At 57.6% G+C, this 24,266-nt stretch carries 21 protein-coding genes; 9 read left to right on the top strand and 12 right to left on the bottom strand.

Going from position 1 to position 24,266, the window contains the following annotated elements; genetic code table 11:
* The first annotated feature begins 16 nt into the window (after window positions 1–16).
* Complete coding sequence (gene rluA / locus AQ981_RS13290) at window positions 17–676, top strand: bifunctional tRNA pseudouridine(32) synthase/23S rRNA pseudouridine(746) synthase RluA (RefSeq protein ID WP_058912219.1); 660 nt, start codon at window positions 17–19, stop codon at window positions 674–676.
* A 22-nt stretch (window positions 677–698) separates the two neighbouring features.
* Here rluA and AQ981_RS13285 read toward each other — a convergent pair whose 3' ends face one another.
* Both AQ981_RS13285 and djlA read right to left on the bottom strand, forming a co-directional pair.
* On the bottom strand, window positions 699–2,360 hold the full coding sequence (locus tag AQ981_RS13285) for a DUF4153 domain-containing protein (protein WP_058912218.1): 1,662 nt from the start codon (window positions 2,358–2,360) through the stop codon (window positions 699–701).
* Between the two features lie 77 nt (window positions 2,361–2,437).
* Window positions 2,438–3,250 (bottom strand): co-chaperone DjlA, encoded by an 813-nt coding sequence (gene djlA / locus AQ981_RS13280; RefSeq protein WP_058912217.1) that lies wholly within the window; start codon window positions 3,248–3,250, stop codon window positions 2,438–2,440.
* Between the two features lie 205 nt (window positions 3,251–3,455).
* On the opposite strand from djlA, the gene lptD reads away from it, so the two are divergent.
* The 6 genes from lptD to apaH are packed head-to-tail and all read left to right on the top strand — an operon-like array spanning window position 3,456 to window position 10,199.
* Window positions 3,456–5,816: an LPS assembly protein LptD gene (lptD, locus tag AQ981_RS13275; protein WP_058912216.1), complete on the top strand. Its 2,361-nt coding sequence runs from the start codon at window positions 3,456–3,458 to the stop codon at window positions 5,814–5,816.
* Window positions 5,817–5,869: 53 nt separating this feature from the next.
* The gene (gene surA / locus AQ981_RS13270) at window positions 5,870–7,162 is read left to right on the top strand and encodes a peptidylprolyl isomerase SurA (RefSeq protein ID WP_058912215.1); all 1,293 of its coding nucleotides are present in this window, start codon (window positions 5,870–5,872) and stop codon (window positions 7,160–7,162) included.
* A complete protein-coding gene (pdxA, locus tag AQ981_RS13265; protein WP_058912377.1) occupies window positions 7,155–8,147 on the top strand; it encodes a 4-hydroxythreonine-4-phosphate dehydrogenase PdxA in 993 nt (330 codons plus the stop codon). Before surA ends, pdxA begins: the two co-directional genes overlap by 8 nt.
* Window positions 8,140–8,961: a 16S rRNA (adenine(1518)-N(6)/adenine(1519)-N(6))-dimethyltransferase RsmA gene (gene rsmA, locus AQ981_RS13260; protein ID WP_058912214.1), complete on the top strand. Its 822-nt coding sequence runs from the start codon at window positions 8,140–8,142 to the stop codon at window positions 8,959–8,961. The genes pdxA and rsmA overlap by 8 nt, the downstream gene beginning before the upstream one ends.
* Before the next feature lie 3 nt (window positions 8,962–8,964).
* On the top strand, window positions 8,965–9,342 hold the full coding sequence (gene apaG / locus AQ981_RS13255) for a Co2+/Mg2+ efflux protein ApaG (protein ID WP_058912213.1): 378 nt from the start codon (window positions 8,965–8,967) through the stop codon (window positions 9,340–9,342).
* A 5-nt stretch (window positions 9,343–9,347) separates the two neighbouring features.
* On the top strand, window positions 9,348–10,199 hold the full coding sequence (gene apaH / locus AQ981_RS13250) for a bis(5'-nucleosyl)-tetraphosphatase (symmetrical) ApaH (RefSeq protein ID WP_058912212.1): 852 nt from the start codon (window positions 9,348–9,350) through the stop codon (window positions 10,197–10,199).
* 56 nt (window positions 10,200–10,255) lie between these two features.
* Here the strand turns inward: apaH and AQ981_RS13245 are convergent, their stop codons facing one another.
* The 6 genes from AQ981_RS13245 to AQ981_RS13220 all read right to left on the bottom strand — a co-directional run bounded on the left by AQ981_RS13245 (window position 10,256) and on the right by AQ981_RS13220 (window position 15,826).
* Complete coding sequence (locus tag AQ981_RS13245) at window positions 10,256–11,431, bottom strand: acetyl-CoA C-acetyltransferase (protein ID WP_058912376.1); 1,176 nt, start codon at window positions 11,429–11,431, stop codon at window positions 10,256–10,258.
* A gap of 13 nt (window positions 11,432–11,444) precedes the next feature.
* Entirely contained in the window at window positions 11,445–12,092 is a 648-nt protein-coding gene (locus tag AQ981_RS13240; protein ID WP_058912211.1) for a 3-oxoacid CoA-transferase subunit B, read from the bottom strand.
* Window positions 12,089–12,748, bottom strand: a complete 660-nt coding sequence (gene atoD, locus AQ981_RS13235; protein ID WP_058912210.1) for an acetate CoA-transferase subunit alpha — start codon at window positions 12,746–12,748, stop codon at window positions 12,089–12,091. The genes AQ981_RS13240 and atoD overlap by 4 nt, the downstream gene beginning before the upstream one ends.
* A 90-nt stretch (window positions 12,749–12,838) precedes the next feature.
* Window positions 12,839–13,138, bottom strand: coding sequence for an AtuA-related protein (locus AQ981_RS13230; RefSeq protein WP_058912209.1), 300 nt, complete (start codon window positions 13,136–13,138; stop codon window positions 12,839–12,841).
* Window positions 13,135–14,478, bottom strand: coding sequence for an acyclic terpene utilization AtuA family protein (locus tag AQ981_RS13225; RefSeq protein ID WP_058912208.1), 1,344 nt, complete (start codon window positions 14,476–14,478; stop codon window positions 13,135–13,137). The genes AQ981_RS13230 and AQ981_RS13225 overlap by 4 nt, the downstream gene beginning before the upstream one ends.
* Before the next feature lie 28 nt (window positions 14,479–14,506).
* Window positions 14,507–15,826 (bottom strand): CitMHS family transporter, encoded by a 1,320-nt coding sequence (locus AQ981_RS13220; RefSeq protein ID WP_058912207.1) that lies wholly within the window; start codon window positions 15,824–15,826, stop codon window positions 14,507–14,509.
* A gap of 208 nt (window positions 15,827–16,034) precedes the next feature.
* Here AQ981_RS13220 and AQ981_RS13215 point away from each other — a divergent pair, with 208 nt between their 5' ends.
* Window positions 16,035–16,961, top strand: a complete 927-nt coding sequence (locus AQ981_RS13215) for a LysR family transcriptional regulator (protein WP_058912206.1) — start codon at window positions 16,035–16,037, stop codon at window positions 16,959–16,961.
* 4 nt (window positions 16,962–16,965) lie between these two features.
* On the opposite strand, the gene folA is transcribed toward AQ981_RS13215, so the two are convergent.
* The gene (gene folA, locus AQ981_RS13210) at window positions 16,966–17,445 is read right to left on the bottom strand and encodes a type 3 dihydrofolate reductase (RefSeq protein WP_058912205.1); all 480 of its coding nucleotides are present in this window, start codon (window positions 17,443–17,445) and stop codon (window positions 16,966–16,968) included.
* Window positions 17,446–17,651: 206 nt separating this feature from the next.
* On the opposite strand from folA, the gene AQ981_RS13205 reads away from it, so the two are divergent.
* Complete coding sequence (locus AQ981_RS13205; protein WP_058912204.1) at window positions 17,652–18,266, top strand: LysE family transporter; 615 nt, start codon at window positions 17,652–17,654, stop codon at window positions 18,264–18,266.
* A gap of 45 nt (window positions 18,267–18,311) precedes the next feature.
* Here the strand turns inward: AQ981_RS13205 and kefC are convergent, their stop codons facing one another.
* From kefC to carB, 3 genes are all read right to left on the bottom strand, one after another.
* The gene (gene kefC / locus AQ981_RS13200; protein WP_058912203.1) at window positions 18,312–20,174 is read right to left on the bottom strand and encodes a glutathione-regulated potassium-efflux system protein KefC; all 1,863 of its coding nucleotides are present in this window, start codon (window positions 20,172–20,174) and stop codon (window positions 18,312–18,314) included.
* A complete protein-coding gene (kefF, locus tag AQ981_RS13195) occupies window positions 20,161–20,700 on the bottom strand; it encodes a glutathione-regulated potassium-efflux system oxidoreductase KefF (RefSeq protein WP_058912202.1) in 540 nt (179 codons plus the stop codon). The genes kefC and kefF overlap by 14 nt, the downstream gene beginning before the upstream one ends.
* 325 nt (window positions 20,701–21,025) lie before the next feature.
* A complete protein-coding gene (gene carB, locus AQ981_RS13190; protein ID WP_058912201.1) occupies window positions 21,026–24,256 on the bottom strand; it encodes a carbamoyl-phosphate synthase large subunit in 3,231 nt (1,076 codons plus the stop codon).
* Window positions 24,257–24,266: the final 10 nt, after the last annotated feature.

Raw genomic sequence — 24,266 nt, 5'->3', positions numbered from 1 at the left:
GCAAAGCGACCCTGTAATGGTAATGGAAACCTACAACCCACCTACTGATCCCTGGCTGGTCATTCTGTATCAGGATGACCACATCATGGTGGTGAACAAGCCCAGCGGCCTGCTGTCAGTACCCGGGCGTCTGGAAGAGCACCGGGACAGTATCATGGCGCGCATTCAGCGCGATTACCCGGCGGCGGAGTCGGTGCATCGTCTGGATATGGCCACCAGCGGGGTGATTGTCGTGGCGCTGACCAAAGCGGCGGAGCGCGAGCTGAAACGCCAGTTTCGCGAACGGGAGCCGCAGAAGCACTATCTGGCGCGCGTCTGGGGTCATCCCGCCCGGGAACAAGGTCTGGTGGATCTGCCGTTAATCTGCGACTGGCCGAACCGGCCAAAGCAGAAAGTCTGCCACGAAACCGGTAAAGCGGCGCAAACCGAATATCAGGTACTGGAATACGCGGCGGATAATACCGCCCGGGTATTGCTCAAGCCGATTACCGGGCGTTCGCACCAGTTGCGGGTGCACATGCAGGCGCTGGGGCACCCAATTCTCGGGGACAAATTTTACGCCACTGCGCAGGCGCTGGCCATGGCGCCGCGCCTGCTGCTGCACGCGGAATCCCTGACCATCACCCACCCGGCTTACGGCAACCGCATGACGTTTCGCGCGGCGGCGGATTTCTGATACTGGCCTGGCAGGCTGGCCGCTAGCGGTAGTAATGAATATTAACCCGCTGCTCGCCGATCAACACATCCCGCCAGGCTTTTGGCTGCGACGTGATGGTGTTCTCCGCCAGCATTTGCGGTAGCCGATCTGAGGCCGGGTAATTGCCGGAACCCCGGGGTTGCCAGTGGCCGCCCGTCTCCCGTGACAGCACAATCACCGTATGCTGCTCCTGGTCGAACAGCAGGTATTCGCTGTGCCCGTCGCCGTTCATATCCTGGCTGGCCAGCAGGCAGCGCCCTTTGGTTTTCAGGCAGGTTGACATTTTATAGTCGATCTCTTTCTCCAGGCTGCGGAAAAACGCTCTGTCCGGTGCGGCAACGCCTTGCGCTATGGCGATCGCCTCAAGATACTCCACCAGGGTGGTTTCCTTCACTATTGATTTATTATCCAGCAAACGCGATTGCGCATCGTGACCGCGGCGGCCCGCCGACCAGAACATGCTACGCACTTCTTCAGCGCTGGCCTGGCCGCTATGGTAACGGGCTAACTGGTGATTAACGCTGATACGATAAGGGTCGACCAGCGGTGAATGGCTGGCAAACAGCCCTGCCAGCAGCAATAACAGTACCGCCAGATTAATCCGCGCCGGGTTGAATACCACGCAGCCGCGTCCGCGCCACAGGGCCCAGACCATCCCCAGCGACCAGACTGCACTTATCGCCGTCACCAGTGCGGCGTTGACCCGATCCGGCGTCCAGCCGTACTGAGCCACACGTAGCGCCAGCGCATACAGTGCCGCCGCCGCGCAGAACGGTGTCAGACCCAGCGCCAGTTGTATCGGCCCCCCCAGCCAGCGCGGATAAGGCGCGGCGTCGCGCTGCGGATACCAGACCACGGAGGCCATCAGCATCAGACACAGGGTTAAGGTATTCAACAGCCCGTTGGAAGAGACGCGCTGCGAGAGGGTATCCAGACCGACGAACGGCAGCGCCGCCATAAACAGCAGTGAGATCAGCGCCATCATCGGCAGCAGACCGCTAATAATCTGAGTAAAAATATGCTGCACCGCGCGCAGCATAGCGGGTTGAGTACGCGCCAGCACCACGCCGCTGACGCTCAATGCGCCAGTCAGCGCGCTGAGCAGTAATTGCCAGAACCGGGTCAGATCATAAGGTAATGTCAGATCCAGCATATGGAACAAGGCCAGCGCCAGAACCACCAGCCCGCCAGACAGACCGTTGATCAACAGAATAATCAGTACGGTAATGCCGTTATGCCACAGTTGCTCGTAAAGCGACGTATAGTCGCCGCGCCATGCGCCAGTGTGAATCCAGCACTGCAGCCAGGGAACGGCGATAAACAGCAGCAGCGCCAGGCACAAGGCGAAGCGCAGAGCGATTGCCTGACCCCCTCCGATACCATCCTCACTGAAGGCATTCCAGTTCAGCCAGCCCGCCATCAGGCCGACAATCACCATCAACAGCGCAATGCCGCACCACAGCCGCCGGTCGCTAAAGCGCCGCGCGGCGCACACCAGCGCCACGAAAAAGGTGGTCGTCAGCGCCAGAGCGTAGCAGAGCTGTGTGGAGGTGAAGACATGGTCATAACGGCTCAATAGCCAGAGAAACGCGCCGAACAGCGCGCCGGCGAGGATCAGCCCCGCCGAGGTTTTACGGGATAAAACAGTCACATCCGGGGGCATTGCGGCATTCCTTTGTTGGTGAAATACCCGCGGATGTTAGGGCGGCGATGTGAAGTCAGCGTGAAGCGCAGACCTGTCTATTTAAAACCTTTCTGTTCCTTGATCAGTTCATAGGCTTTCTGAATCTCCTGAGCCTTCTGCTTGGCCATTTCCATCATCTCCGGCGGTAATCCTTTCGCCACCAGTTTATCGGGATGGTGTTCGCTCATCAGCTTACGGTAGGCGCGCTTGATGGTTTGCGCATCGTCGCTGCTTTTCACTCCCAACACATTACAGGCATCCTCCAGCGTCGGCCCACGCTGCGCCTGCTGATAGCCGCCCTGCCGGGAGTGCTGGTAGCCGCCGCCAAATTGCGCGCCACCCTGCATCATGCGCAGAAACTGTTCGAACTGACGGCGCGAAATACCCAGCTCTTCGGCGATGACGTACAGCACTTCCTGTTCATTGGGATGCAGAGAACCATCGGCGAATGCTGCCTGAATCTGGATTTCCAGAAACATCCGAATCAAATCCGAGCGGCCAAAGCAGACGCCGCGCAGCTGGCGCATCTTCTCCCGCAGCGGGTAGCCGGAAGATTTCCCGACCCGAAAAGCGTGCTGGGCCGCCGTTCGCGCCTCGCCGCGCAGCTGCATGCGATCCATCAACAGGATCGCTATCTGAATATCCGCCTCGGTCACCCGGCCTTTCGATTTCGTCAGATGGCCCATAACCTCAAAGGTCGTGGAAAAGAACAGCGACTGGCGCTGCTGCTGGTTAGCAAACCAGACGGTTTTGCGGCTACGCGCTCTGTCAAACAGGTGGCCAATCAACAGCCCGAGTACCATGCCCCAGAAGCCGCCGCCCATCATCAGCGCCATGGCGACACCCACTACTTTTCCCCAATACTGCATATACTCCCCAAATCGTCATGCCGTCGGCTAAAATTTGCATTATCATACCTGTCATTCTGAGTAGTGACTAACAGGCGTTGAGAAAACGGTCAGGATAACACTGGCGCGATGAGAATGAGTACGTTAGTCTCTGACGGTTTGTCAGCGCTACCCGCCTGGCCGACCAGACTCTAAGCTATTGATGATGGAACAACGAATAACACGCATGAAAAAACGTATTCCCACCTTGCTGGCCACCATGATTGGCTCAGCCATTTATAGCCAACACGGTCTGGCAGCAGATCTCGCCTCGCAGTGTCTGCTCGGCGTACCGAGCTATAATCGCCCTCTGGTCGAAGGCAAAACTAACGAATTGCCGGTCACTATTGATGCCGACAGCGCAAAGGGGAATTATCCGCAAAGCGCGGTGTTCGCCGGCAATGTCGATATCCGCCAGGGTAACAGCCGCCTGCAGGCCGATGAGGTCCAGCTTCACCAGAAAGAGCTGGAGGGCCAGGCCGATCCGGTACGCACCGTGGACGCGTTGGGTAACGTGCACTATGACGATAATCAGGTGATCCTCAAAGGACCGAAAGCCTGGTCGAATCTCAACACCAAAGACACTAACGTCTGGGACGGTAATTACCAGATGGTCGGCCGCCAGGGCCGCGGCACCGCGGATGTCATGAAACAGCGCGGCGAAAATCGCTATACCATTCTGGAAAACGGCACCTTTACCTCCTGCCTGCCCGGCTCCGACACCTGGAGCGTGGTGGGGAGCGAAGTGATCCACGATCGCGAAGAGCAGGTCGCGGAAATCTGGAACGCGCGCTTTAAGCTTGGCCCGGTGCCCATCTTCTACAGCCCTTATTTACAACTCCCGGTGGGCGACAAGCGCCGCTCCGGCTTCCTGATCCCGAATGCCAAATACGGGTCGAAGAACGGCTTTGAATTTACCCTGCCCTACTACTGGAATATTGCGCCGAACTTCGACGCCACCATCACGCCGCACTACATCGATAAACGCGGTAATGTGCAGTGGCAAAACGAATTCCGCTATCTGACCCAGGTGGGCACCGGCCTGATGGAGTTCGATTATCTGCCGTCTGACGACAGATACTCCAGAAGCAACGATCGCGACAACCGCTGGTTGTTCTACTGGCGGCACTTCGGGGTGATGGATCAAGTCTGGCGTTTCAGCGCCGACTACACCAAAGTCAGCGACTCCGATTACTTTAACGATTTCACTTCGGAGTATGGCTCCAGTACTGACGGCTATGCCACGCAAAAATTCAGCGTCGGCTATGCTATCGAGAATTTCGACGCCACGGTATCAACCCGCCAGTTCCAGGTTTTCGATCGGGCCAATAGCAACTCCTACAGTTCGCTGCCGCAGGTCGATCTTAACTTCTGGCAGAACGATCTCGGGCCGTTCGACGCCCATATTTACGGTCAGGTAGCGCGTTTTTCCAATACCAACAGCAACCTGCCGGAGGCCACCCGTCTGCATATCGAGCCGACGCTGGATCTGCCGCTGGCGAACTCCAGGGGTAGTCTGAATACCGAAGCCAAACTGCTGGCCACTCACTACGATCAGAACAATCTGGACGAATATCGCCGCTATCTCGCCAACAATGGCAATGACACCGCGGCGGCTAATCGTCTGAAAGACTCCGTGAACCGGTTTATGCCGCAGTTCAAAGTCGACGGAAAAATGGTCTTCCAGCGCGATATGAGCTGGGAGCAGGGCTATACCCAGACGCTGGAGCCGCGCGCCCAGTATCTGTACATCCCGTACCGCGACCAGAGCAGCATCAATATGTACGACTCGACGCTGCTGCAATCAGACTACACCGGCCTGTTCCGCGACCGCAGCTACAGCGGCCTCGATCGCATCGCTTCGGCCAACCAGGTGACGACCGGTATCACATCGCGCGTTTATGATGACGCATCCATTGAACGTTTTAATGTTTCCGTCGGTCAAATCTACTATTTCACCGAGCCTCGCACCGGTGACGACAATATTCGTTATGAAAATAACAAGCGCACCGGTTCTGTCGTCTGGGCCGGAGATACTTACTGGCGGATCAGCGACCGCTGGGGTCTGCGCGGCGGCGTGCAGTACGATACCCGCCTGGATAATGTCGCCAACGGTAACGCGGTGATTGAATACCGTCACGATCAGGATCGGATGGTACAGTTGAACTACCGCTACGCCAGCCCGGAATACATTCAGGCCACGCTGCCGAGCTATTCCACCGCGGAGCAGTATAAAGACGGTATCTCTCAGGTCGGCGTGACCGCCAGCTATCCGTTGGCCGATCGTTGGTCGGTGGTGGGCGCGTATTATTACGACACCAACGCTAACCAGTCCGCGGATCAAATGCTGGCGGTGCAGTACAGCTCCTGCTGTTATGCGATTCGCGTCGGCTACGAACGCAAGATCAACGGCTGGGAGAACAACAATAGCAAATATGACAATGTGTTCGGCTTTAACATCGAACTACGAGGTCTGAGTTCGAACTATGGGCTGGGGACTCCGCAGATGTTGCGTTCCAACATCCTGCCGTACCAGAGTTCGCTGTAATTAAGATGGTTTTATCTCTCTTCCGCACTGCGGTTAAACAGAATGGAAAACGTATGAAGAACTGGAGAACGCTGCTTCTCAGCATCGCTTTAGTGGCCAATAGCGCTTTCGCCGCCCCTCAGATGGTCGATAAGGTGGCTGCTGTAGTCAATAATGGCGTAGTACTGGAGAGCGACGTCGACGGGCTGATGCAATCCGTTAAACTCAACTCCCAGCAGGCCGGGCAGCAGTTGCCGGACGACAACACATTGCGCCACCAGATTCTGGAACGTCTGATTATGGACCAGATTGTCCTGCAGATGGGCCAGAAAATGGGGGTGAACATCAGCGATCAGGAGCTTAACCAGGCGATTGCCAATATCGCTCAGCAGAACAACATGTCCCTGGACCAGATGCGCAGCCGTCTGGCCTACGATGGCATCAATTACAACACCTATCGCAGCCAGATCCGTAAAGAGATGATCATTGCGGAAGTGCGTAATAACGAAGTGCGTCGCCGTATTACCATCCTGCCTCAGGAAGTGGAGTCGCTGGCCCAGCAGGTCGGTAATCAGAATGACGCCAGCACCGAGCTGAACCTCAGTCATATTTTGATTCCGCTGCCGGAAAACCCCACCTCCGCGCAGGTGGGCGAGGCGGAAACCCAGGCGCGCTCCATTGTCGACCAGGCGCGTAACGGTACCGATTTCGGGAAACTGGCGATCACGTATTCTGCCGATCAGCAGGCCCTGAAAGGCGGTCAGATGGGTTGGGGGCGCATTCAGGAACTGCCGTCCATCTTTGCCCAGGCGCTGAGCAGCTCGAAAAAAGGCGATGTAGTCGGTCCTGTCCGCTCCGGCGTGGGTTTCCATATTTTGAAAGTGAACGATATTCGCGGCCAGACCCAGAATATCTCGGTGACTGAGGTTCACGCCCGCCATATCCTGCTGCGGCCGTCGCCAATCATGACTGATGCCCAGGCGCGTTCCAAACTGCTGGAGATCGCCGCTGACATTAAGAGCGGTAAAACCACCTTCGCCGAAGCCGCGAAAGAGTTTTCTCAGGATCCGGGTTCCGCCAACCAGGGCGGCGACATGGGCTGGAATGTGCCGAGCGTCTTCGATCCGGCCTTCCGCGATGCGCTGTTAAAACTCAATAAGGGCCAGATGAGTGACCCGGTTCACTCCTCTTTCGGCTGGCACCTGATTGAGCTGCTGGATACCCGTAATGTGGACAGAACCGACGAAGCGCAGAAAGACCGGGCGTATCGTATGCTGTTCAACCGTAAGTTCTCCGAAGAAGTGGCTACCTGGATGCAGGAACAGCGCGCCAGCGCCTACGTGAAAATTATTGATGGCAATGGCTAAAACCTGGCGCGTCGCAATCACTCCCGGCGAACCCGCCGGGATTGGTCCCGACCTGGTCGTCGCGCTGGCGCAGCGCGACTGGCCTGTAGAGCTGGTAGTCTGCGCCTCTCCCGAACTGCTGCAGCAGCGCGCCGCGCTGCTCGGCCTTCCGCTGCGTCTGCTGCCCTATAACCCCGATACCCCCGCTGCGGCGCAACGAGCCGGAACCCTGACGTTCCTCCCCTGCGCCCTGCGCGCGCCGGTTATCCCCGGGCAGTTGGCGGTAGAGAATGGCGGCTATGTAGTGGAGACACTGGCCAGGGCCTGTGACGGCTGTCTGAACGGAGAATTTGCGGCGCTGGTCACCGGTCCGGTGCACAAGGGCATCATCAACGATGCCGGCCTGCCGTTTACCGGCCATACCGAATTTTTCGAGGAGCGTGCCGGCAGCGAAAAAGTGGTGATGATGCTGGCGACGCAGGAGCTGCGCGTGGCGCTGGCCACCACGCACCTGCCGCTGAGAACCGTCGCCGACGCCATCACCCCGCCGCTGCTGCGCCAGATCATCACCATTCTGCACCACGATCTACGGACCAAATTCGGTATTGCCGATCCCCATGTCCTGGTGTGTGGGCTTAACCCTCACGCCGGCGAAGGCGGCCATATGGGCCACGAAGAGATTGATACCATTATCCCGGTGCTGGAAGAGATGCGCGCCCGCGGTATGCGTTTGAGCGGGCCGCTGCCCGCCGATACGCTGTTTCAACCGAAATATCTCAATAATGCCGACGCGGTACTGGCGATGTACCACGATCAGGGGTTGCCCGTGTTAAAGTACCAGGGCTTTGGCCGGGCGGTGAATATCACCCTCGGGTTACCCTTTATTCGTACGTCGGTCGACCACGGCACGGCGCTGGAGCTGGCAGGCCAGGGAACAGCCGACGTCGGCAGTTTTATCACGGCGCTTAATCTCGCCATCAAGATGATTGTTAACAGTAATGAATAATCGAGTCCATCAGGGCCATTTAGCCCGTAAACGCTTCGGGCAAAACTTTCTCAACGACCAGTTTGTTATCGACAGCATTGTCGCCGCCATTAACCCGCAGAAAAACCAGGCGATGGTTGAAATCGGCCCGGGGCTGGGGGCATTGACCGAACCCGTCGGTGAACGGCTTGACAAGCTGACAGTGATTGAACTGGATCGCGATCTGGCGGCCCGCCTGCAGACTCACCCGTTTCTGGCGCCAAAGCTGACTATTTACCAGCAGGACGCCATGACCATGGATTTTGGCGAGCTGTCAGCCACGCTGGGCCAGCCGCTGCGGGTGTTCGGCAACTTGCCGTATAACATTTCCACCCCGCTGATGTTCCACCTGTTTAGCTATACTGATGCCATTGCCGATATGCACTTTATGCTGCAGAAAGAGGTGGTCAATCGTCTGGTTGCCGGGCCAAACAGTAAGGCGTATGGTCGTTTAAGCGTCATGGCGCAATATTACTGCCAGGTGATCCCGGTACTCGAAGTGCCGCCGGGCGCATTCACGCCGCCGCCGAAAGTAAACTCCGCCGTGGTCAGGCTGGTGCCGCACGCAACGCTGCCGCACCCGGTTAAGGATCTGCGCATCCTCAGCCGCATCACCACCGAGGCCTTTAACCAGCGGCGCAAAACGGTCCGCAACAGTCTTGGTAACCTGTTCAGCGCTGAACAGCTCAGCGCTCTGGGCATTGACCCGGCAATGCGGGCTGAAAATGTTTCCGTGGCACAGTATTGTCAACTGGCGAACTTCATCGCCGACAATCCGCCGCAGAAGGAGAGTTAAATCATGCTAGATTCGCCCCGCGTCTGTGTTCAGGTACAAAGCGTTTATATCGAATCACAGTCATCCCCGGACGAGGAACGGTTCGTATTTGCCTATACCGTGACCATCCGCAATCTGGGGCGAACGCCGGTACAACTACTGGGCCGCTACTGGCTTATCACCAACGGCAATGGCCGGCAAACCGAAGTCCAGGGCGCCGGCGTGGTTGGCGTACAGCCGCATATCGCGCCGGGGAGCGAGTACCAGTATACCAGCGGCGCGGTGCTGGAAACGCCGCTGGGCACCATGCAGGGCCACTATGAAATGGTGGATGAACAGGGAGATATTTTTCATGTGGCTATCCCCGTTTTCCGCCTCGCGATTCCAACTTTTATTCACTAAAACGCATGTCAACATACCTGATAGGCGATGTTCACGGCTGTTATGATGAACTGATCGCGTTACTGAAACAGGTGGAGTTCTCGCCTGAAACAGACACCCTGTGGCTGACCGGCGATCTGGTCGCCCGCGGGCCGGCGTCGCTGGAAGTATTGCGCTACGTTCGTTCGCTGGGCGATGCGGTGCGTCTGGTGCTGGGCAATCACGATTTGCATCTGCTGGCGGTATTTGCCGGCATCAGCCGCAACAAACCCAAAGATCGCCTCGCGCCGCTGCTGGAAGCGCCGGATGCCGACCTGCTGCTCAACTGGCTACGCCGCCAGCCGCTGTTGCAGGTCGACGAAGAGAAAAAGCTGGTGATGGCCCATGCCGGGATCACGCCCCAGTGGGATCTGGCCACGGCCCGGGCCTGCGCCAGCGACGTTGAAGCGGTGCTCAGCAGCGACAGTTACCCCTATTTTCTCGACGCCATGTACGGCGATATGCCCAATAACTGGTCCGGGGAACTCAGTGGTCTGGCGCGTCTGCGCTTTATTACCAACTCTCTGACCCGCATGCGCTATTGCTTCCCCGGCGGTCAACTGGATATGTACTGTAAAGACACCCCGGACAGCGCCCCGGCGCCGCTGAAGCCGTGGTTTGACCTGCCCGGCCCGGTACCGGCGCAATACAGTATTGTGTTTGGTCACTGGGCGTCGCTGGAAGGAAAAGGCACGCCGCCCGGCATTTACGCGCTGGATACCGGATGCTGTTGGGGAGGAGAATTAACCTGCCTGCGCTGGGAAGATAAAGCTTTCTTTACTCAACCGTCTAACCGCCGGCAAGAAGCCGGCGGCAGTCCGCTGACGGCGGCTTCCTGAGTCATTGACTGGGTTTGCCGCCCGCCAGCGGTGCGGCAGCCCAGTTGCCGGCAATACTACAGGCGCTCAATCACCATAGCGATCCCCTGACCGCCGCCGATACACAACGTCGCCAGCCCCAGCTGTTTGTCATAATGACGTAAGGCATGCACCAGCGTCACCAGAATACGCGCGCCGCTGGCGCCGATAGGGTGCCCCAGCGCAATCGCGCCGCCGTTGACATTGACCCTGCGCGCATCAAGTCCCAGTTTCCGCTCTACGGCCAGATATTGGGCGGCAAACGCCTCATTCGCCTCAATCAGATCGATATCCGCCAGCTCAACGCCCGCCGCCGCCAGCGCCCGGCGGGAAGCCTGAACCGGGCCAATGCCCATAATCTCCGGCGCCACTCCCGATGATGCCCAGCCGCGAATACGCGCCAGCGGCGTAATGCCGCGGATATGGGCCTCGGTTTCTGACATCAGTACCAGCGCCGCCGCCGCATCATTGATGCCGGAAGCATTACCGGCCGTGACGCTGCCCGCCGGGGTAAACGCCGGGCGCAGCGCCGCCAGAGAGTCCATAGTGGCGTCTTCGCGCGGGAATTCATCCACCGCGAAAAGCCGTTTCTCTTTTTTGATGGTCACCTCTACCGGCACGATCTCGTCGGCGAAGCGCCCTTCGCGGATTGCCGCCACGGCTTTACGCTGTGAGGCCAGCGCCATCGCGTCCTGCTCTTCACGGCTAATAGCGTATCGGGTCGCCAGATTTTCCGCGGTTATCCCCATCGGCTGGTGATTAATCGCACACCACAGGCCGTCCCTGAGCATGGCGTCTACCATCACGCCATCTCCCATTCGGTAGCCCTGGCGAGCCTTATCCAGCACATACGGCGCGAGGCTCATATTTTCCATGCCGCCGGCGACAATCGCCGCCGCATCGCCGCACTGAATCGCCTGCGCCCCCAGTACCACCGCCTTCATTGCCGAACCACACACTTTATTGACCGTAAAGGCCGGCGTATGCAGGGAAATCCCCGCCAGCAGCGCCGCCTGGCGCGCCGGGTTTTGCCCACTGCCCGCCTGCAGAACATTACCGAGGATCACTTCATCAAACACGCATTCTTCGGGCAGGGTCTCCAGACAGGCGCCAATCGCTAAAGCGCCCAGTTTCACCGCCGGTACACCGGACAACATCCCGCCAAACTTGCCGATCGCGGTTCTCTGCGCCCGGACAATCACCACTGAATCCATCATCTCTCTCCCTTTAGTCGAAGCGCAGCGCGGTCAGGTCAGCGGCGACCTCAAACCGGGCGAGTGTCATTTCACGCAGTTGCGCCACCGTCAATTGCGGATTTATCTCCGTCAGCAGCATTCTGCCGTCGGTAAAGCGGAATACCGCATGCTCCGTCACCACCATGGCGACCTTGCCCTGCGCCGTCAGCGGAAAAGTGCAGCGGCGCAGCAGCTTGGCGCTGCCGTCCTTTGCGCAGTGTTCAGTCGCGATAATGACTTTTCTGGCGCCCACCACCAGATCCATGGCGCCCCCCATGCCGGGCACCATTTTCCCGGGGATCACCCAGTTGGCGAGATTGCCCAGTTCGTCGACCTGTAGCGCCCCGAGCACACATACATCAATATGGCCGCCGCGGATCAGCGCGAACGAAAAGGCGCTGTCAAACATCGCCGCACCGGGCGTCAAACCGCAGGGCTGACCGCCGGCATTCACCAGGCTGGCATTCTCCTCCGTCACCGGCCCCAGACCGAGAAACCCATTCTCCGATTGCAGAGTGACCTGAATCCCCGGTGGCAGGTAGTCGGCCACCCGGGTGGGTAAACCGATGCCCAGATTCACCACATCGCCATCCTGCAACTCCCTGGCCACGCGCCGGGCAATGATCGCTTTCGCCGTCATGCCGCCTCCTCCACATATAAGTAATCAACCAGCGCGGCGGGCGTGATGATAACTTCAGGATTCAGCATCCCTGTGGGCACCACACGCTCCACCTGGGCCACCACGACCTCCGCCGCCAGCGCCATCAGCGGGTTAAAGTTGCGCGCCGTCAGGGCATAGATCAGGTTGCCGGTTTCATCGGCCACCGCGGCGCCAAGAATCGCCAGCTCGGCGCGCAGCGGCAGTTCCAGCAGCCAGGGCGTATTGTTAACCACGATTTGTTGCTTATGTTCTTCAACCACGGTCCCGAGCCCGGTCGGCGTCAGTACGCCCCCCAGTCCGGCGCCGCCGCAGCGAATCCGCTCCGCCAGCGTCCCCTGAGGAACCAGTTCAACCTCGATTTCGCCGGCAATCATCCGCCGCCCGGTTTCCGGGTTGGTGCCGATATGAGAAGCGATCACCCGCTTCACCTGCCCGCTGGCGATCAGCGGACCAATGCCTTTATCAACAAATCCGGTGTCATTACAAATCAGCGTTAAATCCGTCACCCCGGACAACAGAATTTGTTTCACCAAATAAGCTGGCGTGCCGACCGCCATAAAACCGCCGCACATGATGGTCATGCCATCGTGTAATAAATGGCGAAACGCTTCATCGCCGATGATTTTGTTATTCATACTGATTTCCCTGATGCGACTACGGCGCAAGACGGCTCCTCCCGGTTATTTCCCCGGGAGGTCATTGTTATTTTCCACCGTCAGGTGGAATTAAATGTCCATATTCAGAATTGCCGAACTTAACCCCTTACCGTGCATGTCCAGCGCCAGAGACCGGGTGACGCCACCCCCCAGCGCGCCTTTCATCACAAAGTTGAGCGCCGCAATTTCCGGGAGTTCATAGCGAATTACCTCGCCCTGAACAATATCGCTGAAATACGCTTTTACGCGTTCGGCGGTGACCGCGAATTTAAGGGTCTCAAAATCCTCTGCGGAATAAGCAATAAGCGAGAGATTGGAAATATTTCCTTTATCTCCGCTACGGGAGTGAGCAATTTCACGCAATTTCATTCGGCAACCTCCAGATAATCTACCCGCGGGCTGACCCATACGCGGGGAATTAACGTTGAGTCCATGGCAATAATTTCTTTGATATTTTTAGTCGCACCGCCGCCGCCGGCAGGCCCATTGGTATACAGTGTCTCGACTTCATTACCGATTCGCGCCGCCTCCTGTCGGGTGGCGCAGCGAGCGGCTACCCTGGCGCGCACTTCATAGGGATCCCCTCCGTACGACAGGCGATCGCCGTGTAACGCATTAACGCCAATCAGGTCATAGCGGGCTTCCGGCAGGGTCACGCCGCACAGGGCAAAACGTTGTTTGACGATGGCCAGCGCCAGTTCGCCGCGCGCTACGGCTCCGGGACCGGCATAAGAGATTTCGCCTTCGCCGATAAATCCATCCTGATAGCCGACCGACACCTTCAGGGTGGCGGTACGCGCCACGCCGCTGGCCCCCTGTACCGCGACGCTGTCCGGTCCGGCCTGGTAAAAGGTCACCCGGGAAAAATCAGCCACCACGTCCGGCGTCACATAGCGGCAGGGATCGTGAATTTCATACAGCATCTGCTCTTTACAGGTCTGTACCGTCACGCGGCCGCCGGCGTCCGCCACTTTGGTGATCAGCGCATCCCCGTCCTCGCTCACCTCGGCAATCGGGAACCCCAGCCGCGCCAGTTCCGACACATCTTTGTAACCCGGATCGGCAAAGTAACCGCCCGTCACCTGACCGGCGCACTCCAGCAGGTGCCCGACCAGGGTTCCTTTGCCGAGTTTCTCCCAGTCATCTTCCCGCCAGCCAAATTCATGGATCATCGGAGCCAGAAACAGAGAAGGATCGGCGACCCGCCCGGCAATAATGATATCGGCGCCCGCCGCCAGCGCTTCAACCAGCGGTTCCGCGCCGAGGTAGGCGTTAGCGGAAATGATGGTTTTGCCGCACAGTGAAACCGGCCTGGCCGCCTCATCAAGCTGAAGATCGTGTTCTGTTACCTGCTCAAGGACATCGTCGCCGCCAACAATGGCGATCTTCAGATTCCGGGCCCCCATCTGGCGCGCCAGCGCTTCAACGGCCCTGGCGGCATATGTCGGGTTAGCGGAGCCCATATTGGTAATAATTTTAATCTTTTTCGCCAGGCAAACCGGCAATACCGCCGCCATACGCTCTACCAGTAATTCGTTATAGCCGCGAGTAGGGTCGGCCGCTTTCTGGCGCTGGCCGATAGCAATGGTCCGTTCCGCCAGACACTCAAAAACTAAATAGTGAATATCGCCTTTTTCCGCCAGTTCCACCGCAGGCTCAATTCGATCGCCGGCATAACCGGCGCCACCGCCAATTCTGATCGTTTTCATCACTGTTTATCCTTCATCCTGACCCCGTTCAGAGGGGGAAGATGCCGATTAACACCGCCACCAGCGTCATCACGATGGATGCGGCCCATAAAAATAAGAAACTGAACTTCTGGTGTTCACCTAAATCAATACCCGCCAGCCCCACCAGCAAGAACGTCGCCGGCGTCAGTGGACTGACCGGAAAACCGGTGGTCATTTGCCCGAAAATAGCCGCCTGCCCCATCTGAAGCGGATCGACGCCAAGCTGCTGCCCTGCGGTTGATAGCACCGGAAGAATCCCGAAGTAGAAAGAGTCCGGGTCGAATATCATGCTGAGCGGCATGGCGATCAGCCCGATAATAAAAGGGAAGTGGCTCGCCATATCGCGGGGAATATGCGTCGCCATATAGCCGGCCATCTCTTTAAGCATGCCGGATTCTTTCATCACGCCGGTAAAAATTCCCGCGGCGAAAAGAATACCGGCCATCATCAGCGCTGATTTCGCGTGGGCGTCAATACGCGCCTTCTGCTGATCCGGCCGGCGGTAATTAATTAATAACGCGGCGATAGTACCCAGCATAAAACAGATAATCGGATCGACTTTTCCGCTGATCATGCTGCCTATCACCACCAGCACCAGCAGCACATTCACCGGGAAGAGATGCGGGCGCCGCATCGCCTGCTCCTCCGGGGTCAGCGTTTTCGCCGTCAGTACGCTATTGTCCATGCCCGTCGGTACGCTATGGCGGCTGTAGCCAAGGCGTTTTTCTTCACGCTTGCCCAGCAGCCAGGCACACAGGTAGACAAACGCCAGCCCGGACAGCATGGCCGGTAATACCGGCAGGAACAGCTCCATCACCGGGACCTGTAATGACGAGGCCGCCCGCAGAGTAGGGCCGCCCCACGGCAGCATATTACATACCCCTGCCGCCATCGCCACGGCGCAGGCGAGGATACGCGGGTCCATGTTCAGACGCTTATAGAGCGGCAGCATGGCCGGTACGGTAACCAGAAACGTCACCGCCCCGGAACCGTCGAGATGTACCACCGACGCGAGGATTGCGCTTCCCAGCACAATACGCGCCGGGCGGTTTCCCACCACTTTTAGCACCCGGTCGATAATCGGATCGAGCATTCCGGCATCAGTCAGAATGCCAAAAAACAGAATGGCGAAAACAAACATGCCGATCACCGGCGCGATATTTTTCACCCCGCCAACCGCAAACTTATTCACTTCGGTAAGATCGAAACCCGCCAGTAACGCCATTATGATCGGAACAGCAATTAGCGCCGCCATCGGCGACATCTTTTTAGTCATAATTGTCGCCAGGACGACAATTATGGTTAACAGACCAAATAACGCAATCATCGTTTAGTTCTCCTGAACCATAAAATAAAGTCTGTAGTTAATTTATAATTATGTAGAGGCAGGATATCTTTATTAATTTGTCGGCGAAAATTCAATAATTAAATAGTACCATTTGAAACTCCAATAATTCCGGGAGCATTCTGTGGCATTCCTCACAGCATAAAGCTCAGGATGATGTTATATCATTAAAAATAATCAGGGGATGATGATGAATCTAACCATAAAACAGTGCAAAGCCTTTATGGCGTTGTGCAAGTACCGTAATTTCACCCGAGCGGCGGAGTCGGTTTATCTGTCACAGCCGGCATTTAGTCAGCTTATCTACACCCTTGAATGCTCCGCCGGCGTAAAATTATTTACCCGTAGTTCTAAAAAAGTCGATCTCACGGCGGATGGCGAGATATTTCAACGTATTGCCAGTAATATTATTCATGAATTTAATCGCGGCGTCAGGGAATGGCGCGACTATCTGCACCAGGCGCAGAGCCAGATCTCTATCGTTACCCTGCCTTCAATAATGGCTAAACTGCTGCCGGAATATATCCAGCGTTTTACCTTACAGCATGCCGGTAGCCGTTTCGATATCAAAGACTTGCCCTCTGAACACTGTCTGGCGGCAGTGATTAATGAACATTTTGATATGGGAATTGTTGGTTACCTCCCCAGGGACAGCGCCCTTGAGCACCATAAACTGCTCAGCGAAAAGTTTTATCTGGTCCTCAACAAACATCATCCACTGGCGCAAAAAAAACAGGTTGAGTTAAAAGATATCAGCCACCATACGGTGATTCGCTTTGCCCCCTCGACCAGTATTTATCAGTCACTGCAAATGATGGAATGGCCAAATCAGGACATTAAATATATCGAAGTCGAACAGCTCAGTACGCTGTTTGGGTTACTGCTTTCCGACGCCGGTATTACCTTTCTGCCGGAACTGACATTATATATGTTTCAGCATCCGGATATTATTGTACGCCCGCTGCGCGGCAGTCCATTGACCAGAGATCTGTACCTGATTAAAAAGCCGGGGAAAATACTCCCCGGCCAGAGCCAACAGTTTTACGATTTTATGCTGGAGCAATCCCGCCATCCCGATCGGCAAACCGCGGCGTTGGCCGCCGGCCACCAAAAATGATCGCTTAACGACGTTCCAGAATCTCAAAACAGTAACTGTGCGAATTATTGGCGTCCGCATCATGGAATTCACTGAACACCGACTGCCACTCATCCGGTTCGTACTCGGGGAAATGGGTATCGCCCTCCACTTCCGCATCAATGTGGGTCAGGTACAGGCGCTGCGCCTGCGGCAGAAACTGCTGATAAATACGCCCGCCGCCAATCACCATGATTTCCTCAGCCTCGCCACAGGCGCGAATCGCCTCCTCTGGCGAACTCACCCAGATGACCCGATCGTCATCGCCAGGTCGACGGCTGATAACGATATTCTGCCTGCCGGGCAGCGGGCGGCCGATAGACTCCCAGGTCAGGCGTCCCATGACCACCGGTTTATTCAGGGTGTTGCGTTTAAACCAGGCAAGATCGGCAGGCAGATCCCATGGCATGGCGTTTTCCATGCCGATAACGCGATCTACCGCCAGCGCGGCAATCAGACTGATCATGTGAAAAATCCCAGATGGAAAAAATTGCCGCCACTATACGGAAAGGACATTCTTTAGTCGACGGGTGACACAAGGTGAAAACGGTTTTTTTTCGCTTTTGCGCAGAGAAATCGCCGCCCAATTGTAGCCAACCCGCCAGAGCCCCGCCCCTGTAGCCCGGCGGCGTGTTATAGTGCTCTGGCAAACACAGCCTGAAGAAGATAATGATGTTAGAAACCACGCTTTTCGTTACCACTATCGCGACCCTTGGTATGATCTCCCCCGGTCCGGATTTCTTTCTGGTGATCCGCAATGCGGCGCGCTATCCCCGCAGCGCAGCCATGATGACCACCGCGGGCGTTATCGCCGGCGTCGCCACCCATATGTCTTATTGTGTCGCCGGGCTGGCGGTCGTGATCACCACCACCCCATGGCTGTTTGGTCTGTTGAAATATGCCGGAGCGGCCTATCTGATCTGGCTGGGCATTCAGGCGCTGCTGGCCAAAGGCGGCAGTAAGCTGGACGTGACCCGGACCGCCCGTCAGGATATTTCGCTGAGCAAGGCGTTTTTACAGGGCTACCTGTGCAACCTGCTCAACCCGAAAGCGACGCTGTTCTTTCTGGCGGTGTTTACTCAGGTATTGAATATCCAGTCCGGACTGGGCGAAAAACTGTGGTATGCCAGCATCATCACCGGACTGGCGGTTATCTGGTGGCCGCTGCTGGTGGTACTGATTCAGAGCGAGCCGGTACGGCGCGGGCTGGCCAGCACCCAAAAAATTGTCGACAAACTGCTCGGCGGCGTTTTGCTGGCGCTGGGCATCAAAGTGGCTCTCGGTTAGCCATCGTCCGGCGGCGGGAGCGCCTGATGCGCCCCCGCCTGCGGTTTACAGCGCCGGTTTTTCTTCCGGCTCGTCTGCCGGGTTACCGCTGTGTTTCCCCTCTTCCGTTCCCTGCCAGCCGTGACGCTGCACCACATCCAGATGGTTACGATCCTCGCTGATGATTTCCGTCAGCATAGTACTGGTGCGTTTCAGGGCGGCGGCCCGTGAAGAAATATCCCGCTCGCCGCCCAGCAACTCTTCCATCATCTGCAGGTTAAACCGCCGGAAGTGATCGGCGCGCTCGCGCGCTTCGTAGCGCCCGACCCCCAGCGACTCCAGGGCATGACGCCCAACCATCAGCGCGCTCTCAAAAGTTTCACGCTCCGGCTTTTCAACCCCCGCCTGACGCAGGCGCAGATAGTGGTCGACATCGCGGGCCCTGGCGATAATCTGCAGATCCGGGAAATACTCTTTTACCAGTTCCGTGAGCTGCAGGCTGGTTTGCGGGTCGTCGATGGCGTTAATCAGCACCTCCGCCTTCGCCGCCCCGGCAGATTCCAGCAGATCGATACGCGTGGCGTCGCCGTAGAACACTTTCATACCGAATTTGCGCAGCGTTTCGATATGGTCCGGATCGTGATCGAGTACCACCATCTTCACGCCGCTGGACAGCAGCAGGCGGCCGGCTATCTGCCCGAAGCGCCCGAAACCGGCGACAATCACCCGCGGCTGCTCTTCATCGATCTCATCGGCTTCCTGAGACTGCTCGCTGCCGCTCTTTTCCAGACTGGCCAGCACGATCAACAGCAGCGGCGTGGCAGCCATCGACAGCGCCACCGCCAGAGTCAGCGCTTTCGCCCACTCGGGATCCAGTACCTGCGCCATCTGCGCGGCGCCGAACACCACGAAAGCGAACTCGCTGCCCTGACCGAGCAATATCGCAAACCAGCGCCGCTGTTTGCCCGGCACCCGCAGCGGACGGGTAATAAGCCACAGCATCAGGGTTTTGATCGCCAGGAAACCGACCAGCAGGAGAATAATGCGCAGCGGGTCATGCACCAGAGTGCCGAAGTCAATCGACATACCGACGCCGATGAAAAATAGCCCCAGCAGCAAGCCTTTAAACGGTTCGATATCGCTTTCCAGCGCATGGCGATATTCCGAACTGGCGAGCAGTACGCCGGCGAGAAACGCGCCCATCGCCATCGACAGCCCGGCCTCCTCCAGCAACAGTCCGAAACCGAAGACCAGAAACAGCGCCACGGCGCTGAACACTTCACGCAGCCCGGAGCGCGCCACAAAGCGCAGGGCTGGCCGGGTGACATAACGTCCGAGCAACACCACCAGCACCAGCGCCCCCACCACTTTCAGCGCCGAAATCAGAAACGCCCCGAGGGTCGTACTGGCTCCGCTGCTGGCCAGCAGCGGAATCATCGCCACCAGCGGGATCGCCGCAATATCCTGGAACAGCAGTACCGCAAACGCGCTGCGCCCCATCGGCGACAGGGTCAGGTTACGCTCGTTCATCGCCTGCATGGCGATGGCGGTGGACGACAGCGCCAGTGTCAGACCAATCAGCACCGCCACCTGCCAGCGTAGTCCCAGCGCCATACAGAACAGGCCGAGCAATATCCCGCAGGCCGCCATCTGTAATATACCGCCGCCAAACACCGGAATGCGCAGCGTCCACAGGCGGCGCGGATCGAGCTCCAGCCCTATGACAAACAGCATCAGCACCACGCCGATTTCAGCAAAATGGAGAATTGCTTCAGCATCGGTCACCAGCCGTAGCCCCCACGGACCGATAATGCAACCGGCGATCAGGTACCCGAGCACCGATCCCAGCCCCAGACGTACCGCGATCGGGACAATCAGCGCCGCCGACCCCAGATAGATCAGCGCCTGAATCATGCTATGACTGTCCATGCTGTTCCTCCTCCAGCCAGTTCATCAGGCACTGTTTATAGCGGCGCGCATGGGCGGAAAGGGTCTCATCGTCGCACACAAAGGTACAGTGCATGGCAAACGGCGGTAGCCACGTCATCCCACAGTAGACGGCAGTCGCCTGCAGCGGCTGGGCCAGCACTTCAAAACCGGGATAATCGCCAATATCAAAGTGATGCTCGCTGCCGCCGGTGGTTACCGCCCACAGCAGCGACTTACCATGCAGCGCATTACCGCCATGGCCATAGGCCCAGCCGTGAGACAGCACTTTATCGATCCACAGTTTCAGCAAAGGGGGGATGCTGTACCACTGCATCGGGTGCTGCCATACCACCAGACTGGCGCGGCTGACGGCGGCCTGCTCGGCGGCAATATTGATATTAAAATCCGGGTACAGCTGATACAGCGAACGGACTTCTACATCCGGCAGCGCGGAGATTTGCTCCAGCATGCGACGATTGGCATGGGAATGCTGCGGGTAGGGATGCGCATAGATAATCAGAATCATGGGTGGCTCTTAACGAGATAACATCCCCCTAATGATATGCCACTGTTGGAAAAAGCAAAATGAATCCCCTTCATGACCCCGGCGACCTGACGCTGTGCCGGGGCGCGGTATCCTCCGGGCATGAAAAAAGGGCCCGCAGGCCCTTCATCTGCTGACAAAGGAGGAAAAAACGTGGTTTTTCCTCCTTTGTCGTTATCAGCCGCAAATCAATAGATTGATTTTGCTTGTTGGTTATCTGGCGATACCGGCAAGTTCGCCAGTGAGATAGGGTTTGCCATCAATATCAAAGGGCCCGCAGGCCCTTTATATTTGTGCTGTATACCTGTCAGCTTTTCGCCTTCAGGGAAGCATGCATCTCCTGCACCGAGGTCACCTTCTCCGCGGCGTCCGCATTGAGCGCCATGGTGGTGGCGAAACCGCCGTTCAGGGTCGTGTCGTAGTGCACTTTGTACTGCAGCGCGCTACGGCGAATCACCCTGGAGTCTTCAATCGCCTGGCGGCCCGCGGTGGTGTTGATGATGTAGGTATACTCGCCATTCTTGATACGGTCCTGAATGTGCGGACGGCCTTCATGCACCTTGTTCACCAGCCGTGGATTAATGCCCGCTTCGCCGAGCACAATTGCCGTGCCGTGGGTGGCGTCGAGTTCGAAGCCGTGCTTGAGCAGCTTGGCGGCCAGATCCACCACTCGCTCTTTATCCCCTTCGCGCACCGACAGCAGCGCACGGCCGGATTTTTTCATGGTGGAGTTACTGCCCAGTTGTGCCTTGGCGAATGCTTCTGCGAAGGTACGGCCAACCCCCATCACTTCCCCGGTGGAGCGCATTTCCGGCCCCAGCAGCGGGTCGACGCCCGGGAATTTATTGAACGGCAGCACCACTTCTTTTACCGAGTAATACGGCGGGATCACCTCTCTGGTAATGCCCTGCTGCGTCAGCGTACGGCCGGCCATGACCCGGGCAGCAACTTTCGCCAGTTGCACACCGGTGGCTTTCGAGACAAACGGTACGGTACGCGCCGCCCGCGGGTTAACCTCAATCAGGTAAACTTCGTTGTCCTTGACGGCGAACTGGACGTTCATCAGACCGCGCACCTGCAGTTCAAAGGCCAGTTTCTGCACCTGCTGGCGCATCACATCCTGGATCTCTTTGCTCAGGGTATAGGCCGGCAGCGAACAGGCCGAATCGCCGGAGTGCACGCCCGCCTGCTCGATATGCTCCATGATGCCGCCAATCAGCACCATGTCGCCGTCGCAGATCGCGTCCACATCCACTTCCACCGCGTCATCCAGGAAACGGTCCAGCAGCACCGGCGCATCGTTAGAAACGCTCACCGCAGTCTGGAAATAGCGCTTAAGGTCGGCTTCGTCATAGACGATTTCCATCGCCCGGCCGCCCAGCACATAGGACGGACGCACCACCAGCGGGTAGCCAATCTCTTTCGCTTTTTCAACTGCCTGTTCGATAGTGGTGACAGTGGCGTTGGCCGGCTGTTTCAGCTTCAGGCGTTCCACCGCCTGCTGGAAACGTTCGCGGTCTTCGGCGCGGTCGATTGCATCCGGGCTGGTGCCGATAACCGGTACGCCGGCAGCTTCCAGGGCGCGGGCCAGCTTCAGCGGAGTCTGGCCGCCGTACTGCACGATAACGCCTTTCGGCTTCTCGATACGCACGATTTCCAGCACGTCTTCCAGCGTCACCGGCTCAAAGTACAGACGGTCAGAGGTATCGTAGTCAGTAGACACGGTTTCCGGGTTACAGTTGACCATGATGGTTTCGTAACCGTCTTCACGCAGCGCCAGCGCGGCGTGCACACAGCAGTAGTCAAACTCAATCCCCTGGCCGATACGGTTCGGACCGCCGCCCAGCACCATAATCTTGTCGCGATCCTGATTCGGCCGGGCTTCGCACTCCTCTTCATAAGTGGAGTACATATAAGCGGTATCGGTAGCAAACTCCGCCGCACAGGTGTCGACGCGCTTATAGACCGGATGCAGATCGAATTTCTCGCGCAGCTTGCGGATTTCCGCTTCGCGCACCCCGGCAAGCTTCGCCAGACGCGCATCGGCAAACCCTTTACGCTTGAGCATACGCAGGAAATCCGCGTCGAGGCCGGTGATACCCACCTCAGCCACTTGCTCTTCCAGACGCACCAGCTCTTCAATCTGTACCAGGAACCAGCGATCGATATTGGTCAGGTTGAAGACGCCGTCGACGGACAGACCGGCGCGGAAAGCGTCAGCGATGTACCAGATACGCTCAGCGCCGGCATCTTTCAGCTCGCGGCGGATTTTGGTCAGCGCTTCCGGATCGTCAAGGCTGACTTTCGGATCAAAGCCGGTGGCGCCCACCTCCAGGCCGCGCAGCGCTTTCTGCATCGATTCCTGCTGGGTGCGGCCAATCGCCATCACCTCGCCGACCGATTTCATCTGAGTGGTCAGACGGTCGTTGGCGCCGGCGAATTTTTCGAAGTTAAAGCGCGGAATTTTGGTAACCACATAGTCGATAGACGGCTCAAACGACGCCGGCGTACGACCGCCGGTGATATCGTTCATCAGCTCATCAAGGGTGTAGCCCACCGCCAGCTTGGCCGCGACTTTGGCAATCGGGAAGCCGGTGGCTTTCGAGGCCAGCGCCGAAGAGCGCGACACGCGCGGGTTCATTTCAATAACGATCAGACGACCATTTTTCGGGTTTACCGCGAACTGTACGTTAGAGCCGCCGGTTTCAACGCCGATTTCACGCAGTACCGCCATCGAGGCGTTACGCATGATTTGATACTCTTTGTCGGTCAGGGTCTGAGCTGGTGCCACGGTGATGGAGTCACCGGTATGAATCCCCATGGCATCAAAGTTTTCGATGGAGCAGACGATAATGCAGTTATCGTTCTTATCGCGCACCACTTCCATCTCGTACTCTTTCCAGCCAATCAGCGATTCATCAATCAGCAGTTCGTTGGTCGGCGAGAGATCCAGGCCGCGTTCGCAAATCTCTTCGAACTCTTCGCGGTTATAAGCGATACCGCCGCCGGTGCCGCCCATGGTAAAGGAGGGACGGATAATGCACGGGAAGCCGACATCAGCGGCAACCGCCAGCGCCTCTTCCATGGTGTGAGCGATACCGGAACGCGCGGTTTCAAGACCGATTTTCTTCATCGCCACGTCGAAACGGCGGCGGTCTTCAGCTTTATCAATCGCGTCAGCGGTGGCGCCAATCATGGTGACGCCGAATTCGGCCAGCACGCCCTGACGTTCCAGCTCCAGCGCGCAGTTCAACGCCGTCTGGCCGCCCATGGTCGGCAGCACAGCGTCCGGACGCTCTTTTTCGATAATTTTGCGCACCACTTCCCAGTGGATCGGCTCAATATAAGTCGCATCGGCCATTTCCGGGTCGGTCATGATGGTGGCCGGGTTGGAGTTGACCAGAATCACCCGGTAACCCTCTTCGCGCAGCGCTTTACAGGCCTGGGCGCCGGAGTAATCGAATTCACAGGCCTGGCCGATGACGATCGGACCAGCGCCAAGAATCAGGATGCTTTTTATATCTGTACGTTTTGGCATGGTTGTTTGG

Source organism: Entomohabitans teleogrylli (assembly GCF_001484765.1).
Classification (GTDB): Bacteria; Pseudomonadota; Gammaproteobacteria; order Enterobacterales; family Enterobacteriaceae; genus Entomohabitans; species Entomohabitans teleogrylli.
Note: the sequence above shows the minus strand (reverse complement) of the source record. Positions and strands in the feature narration are given on the sequence as shown.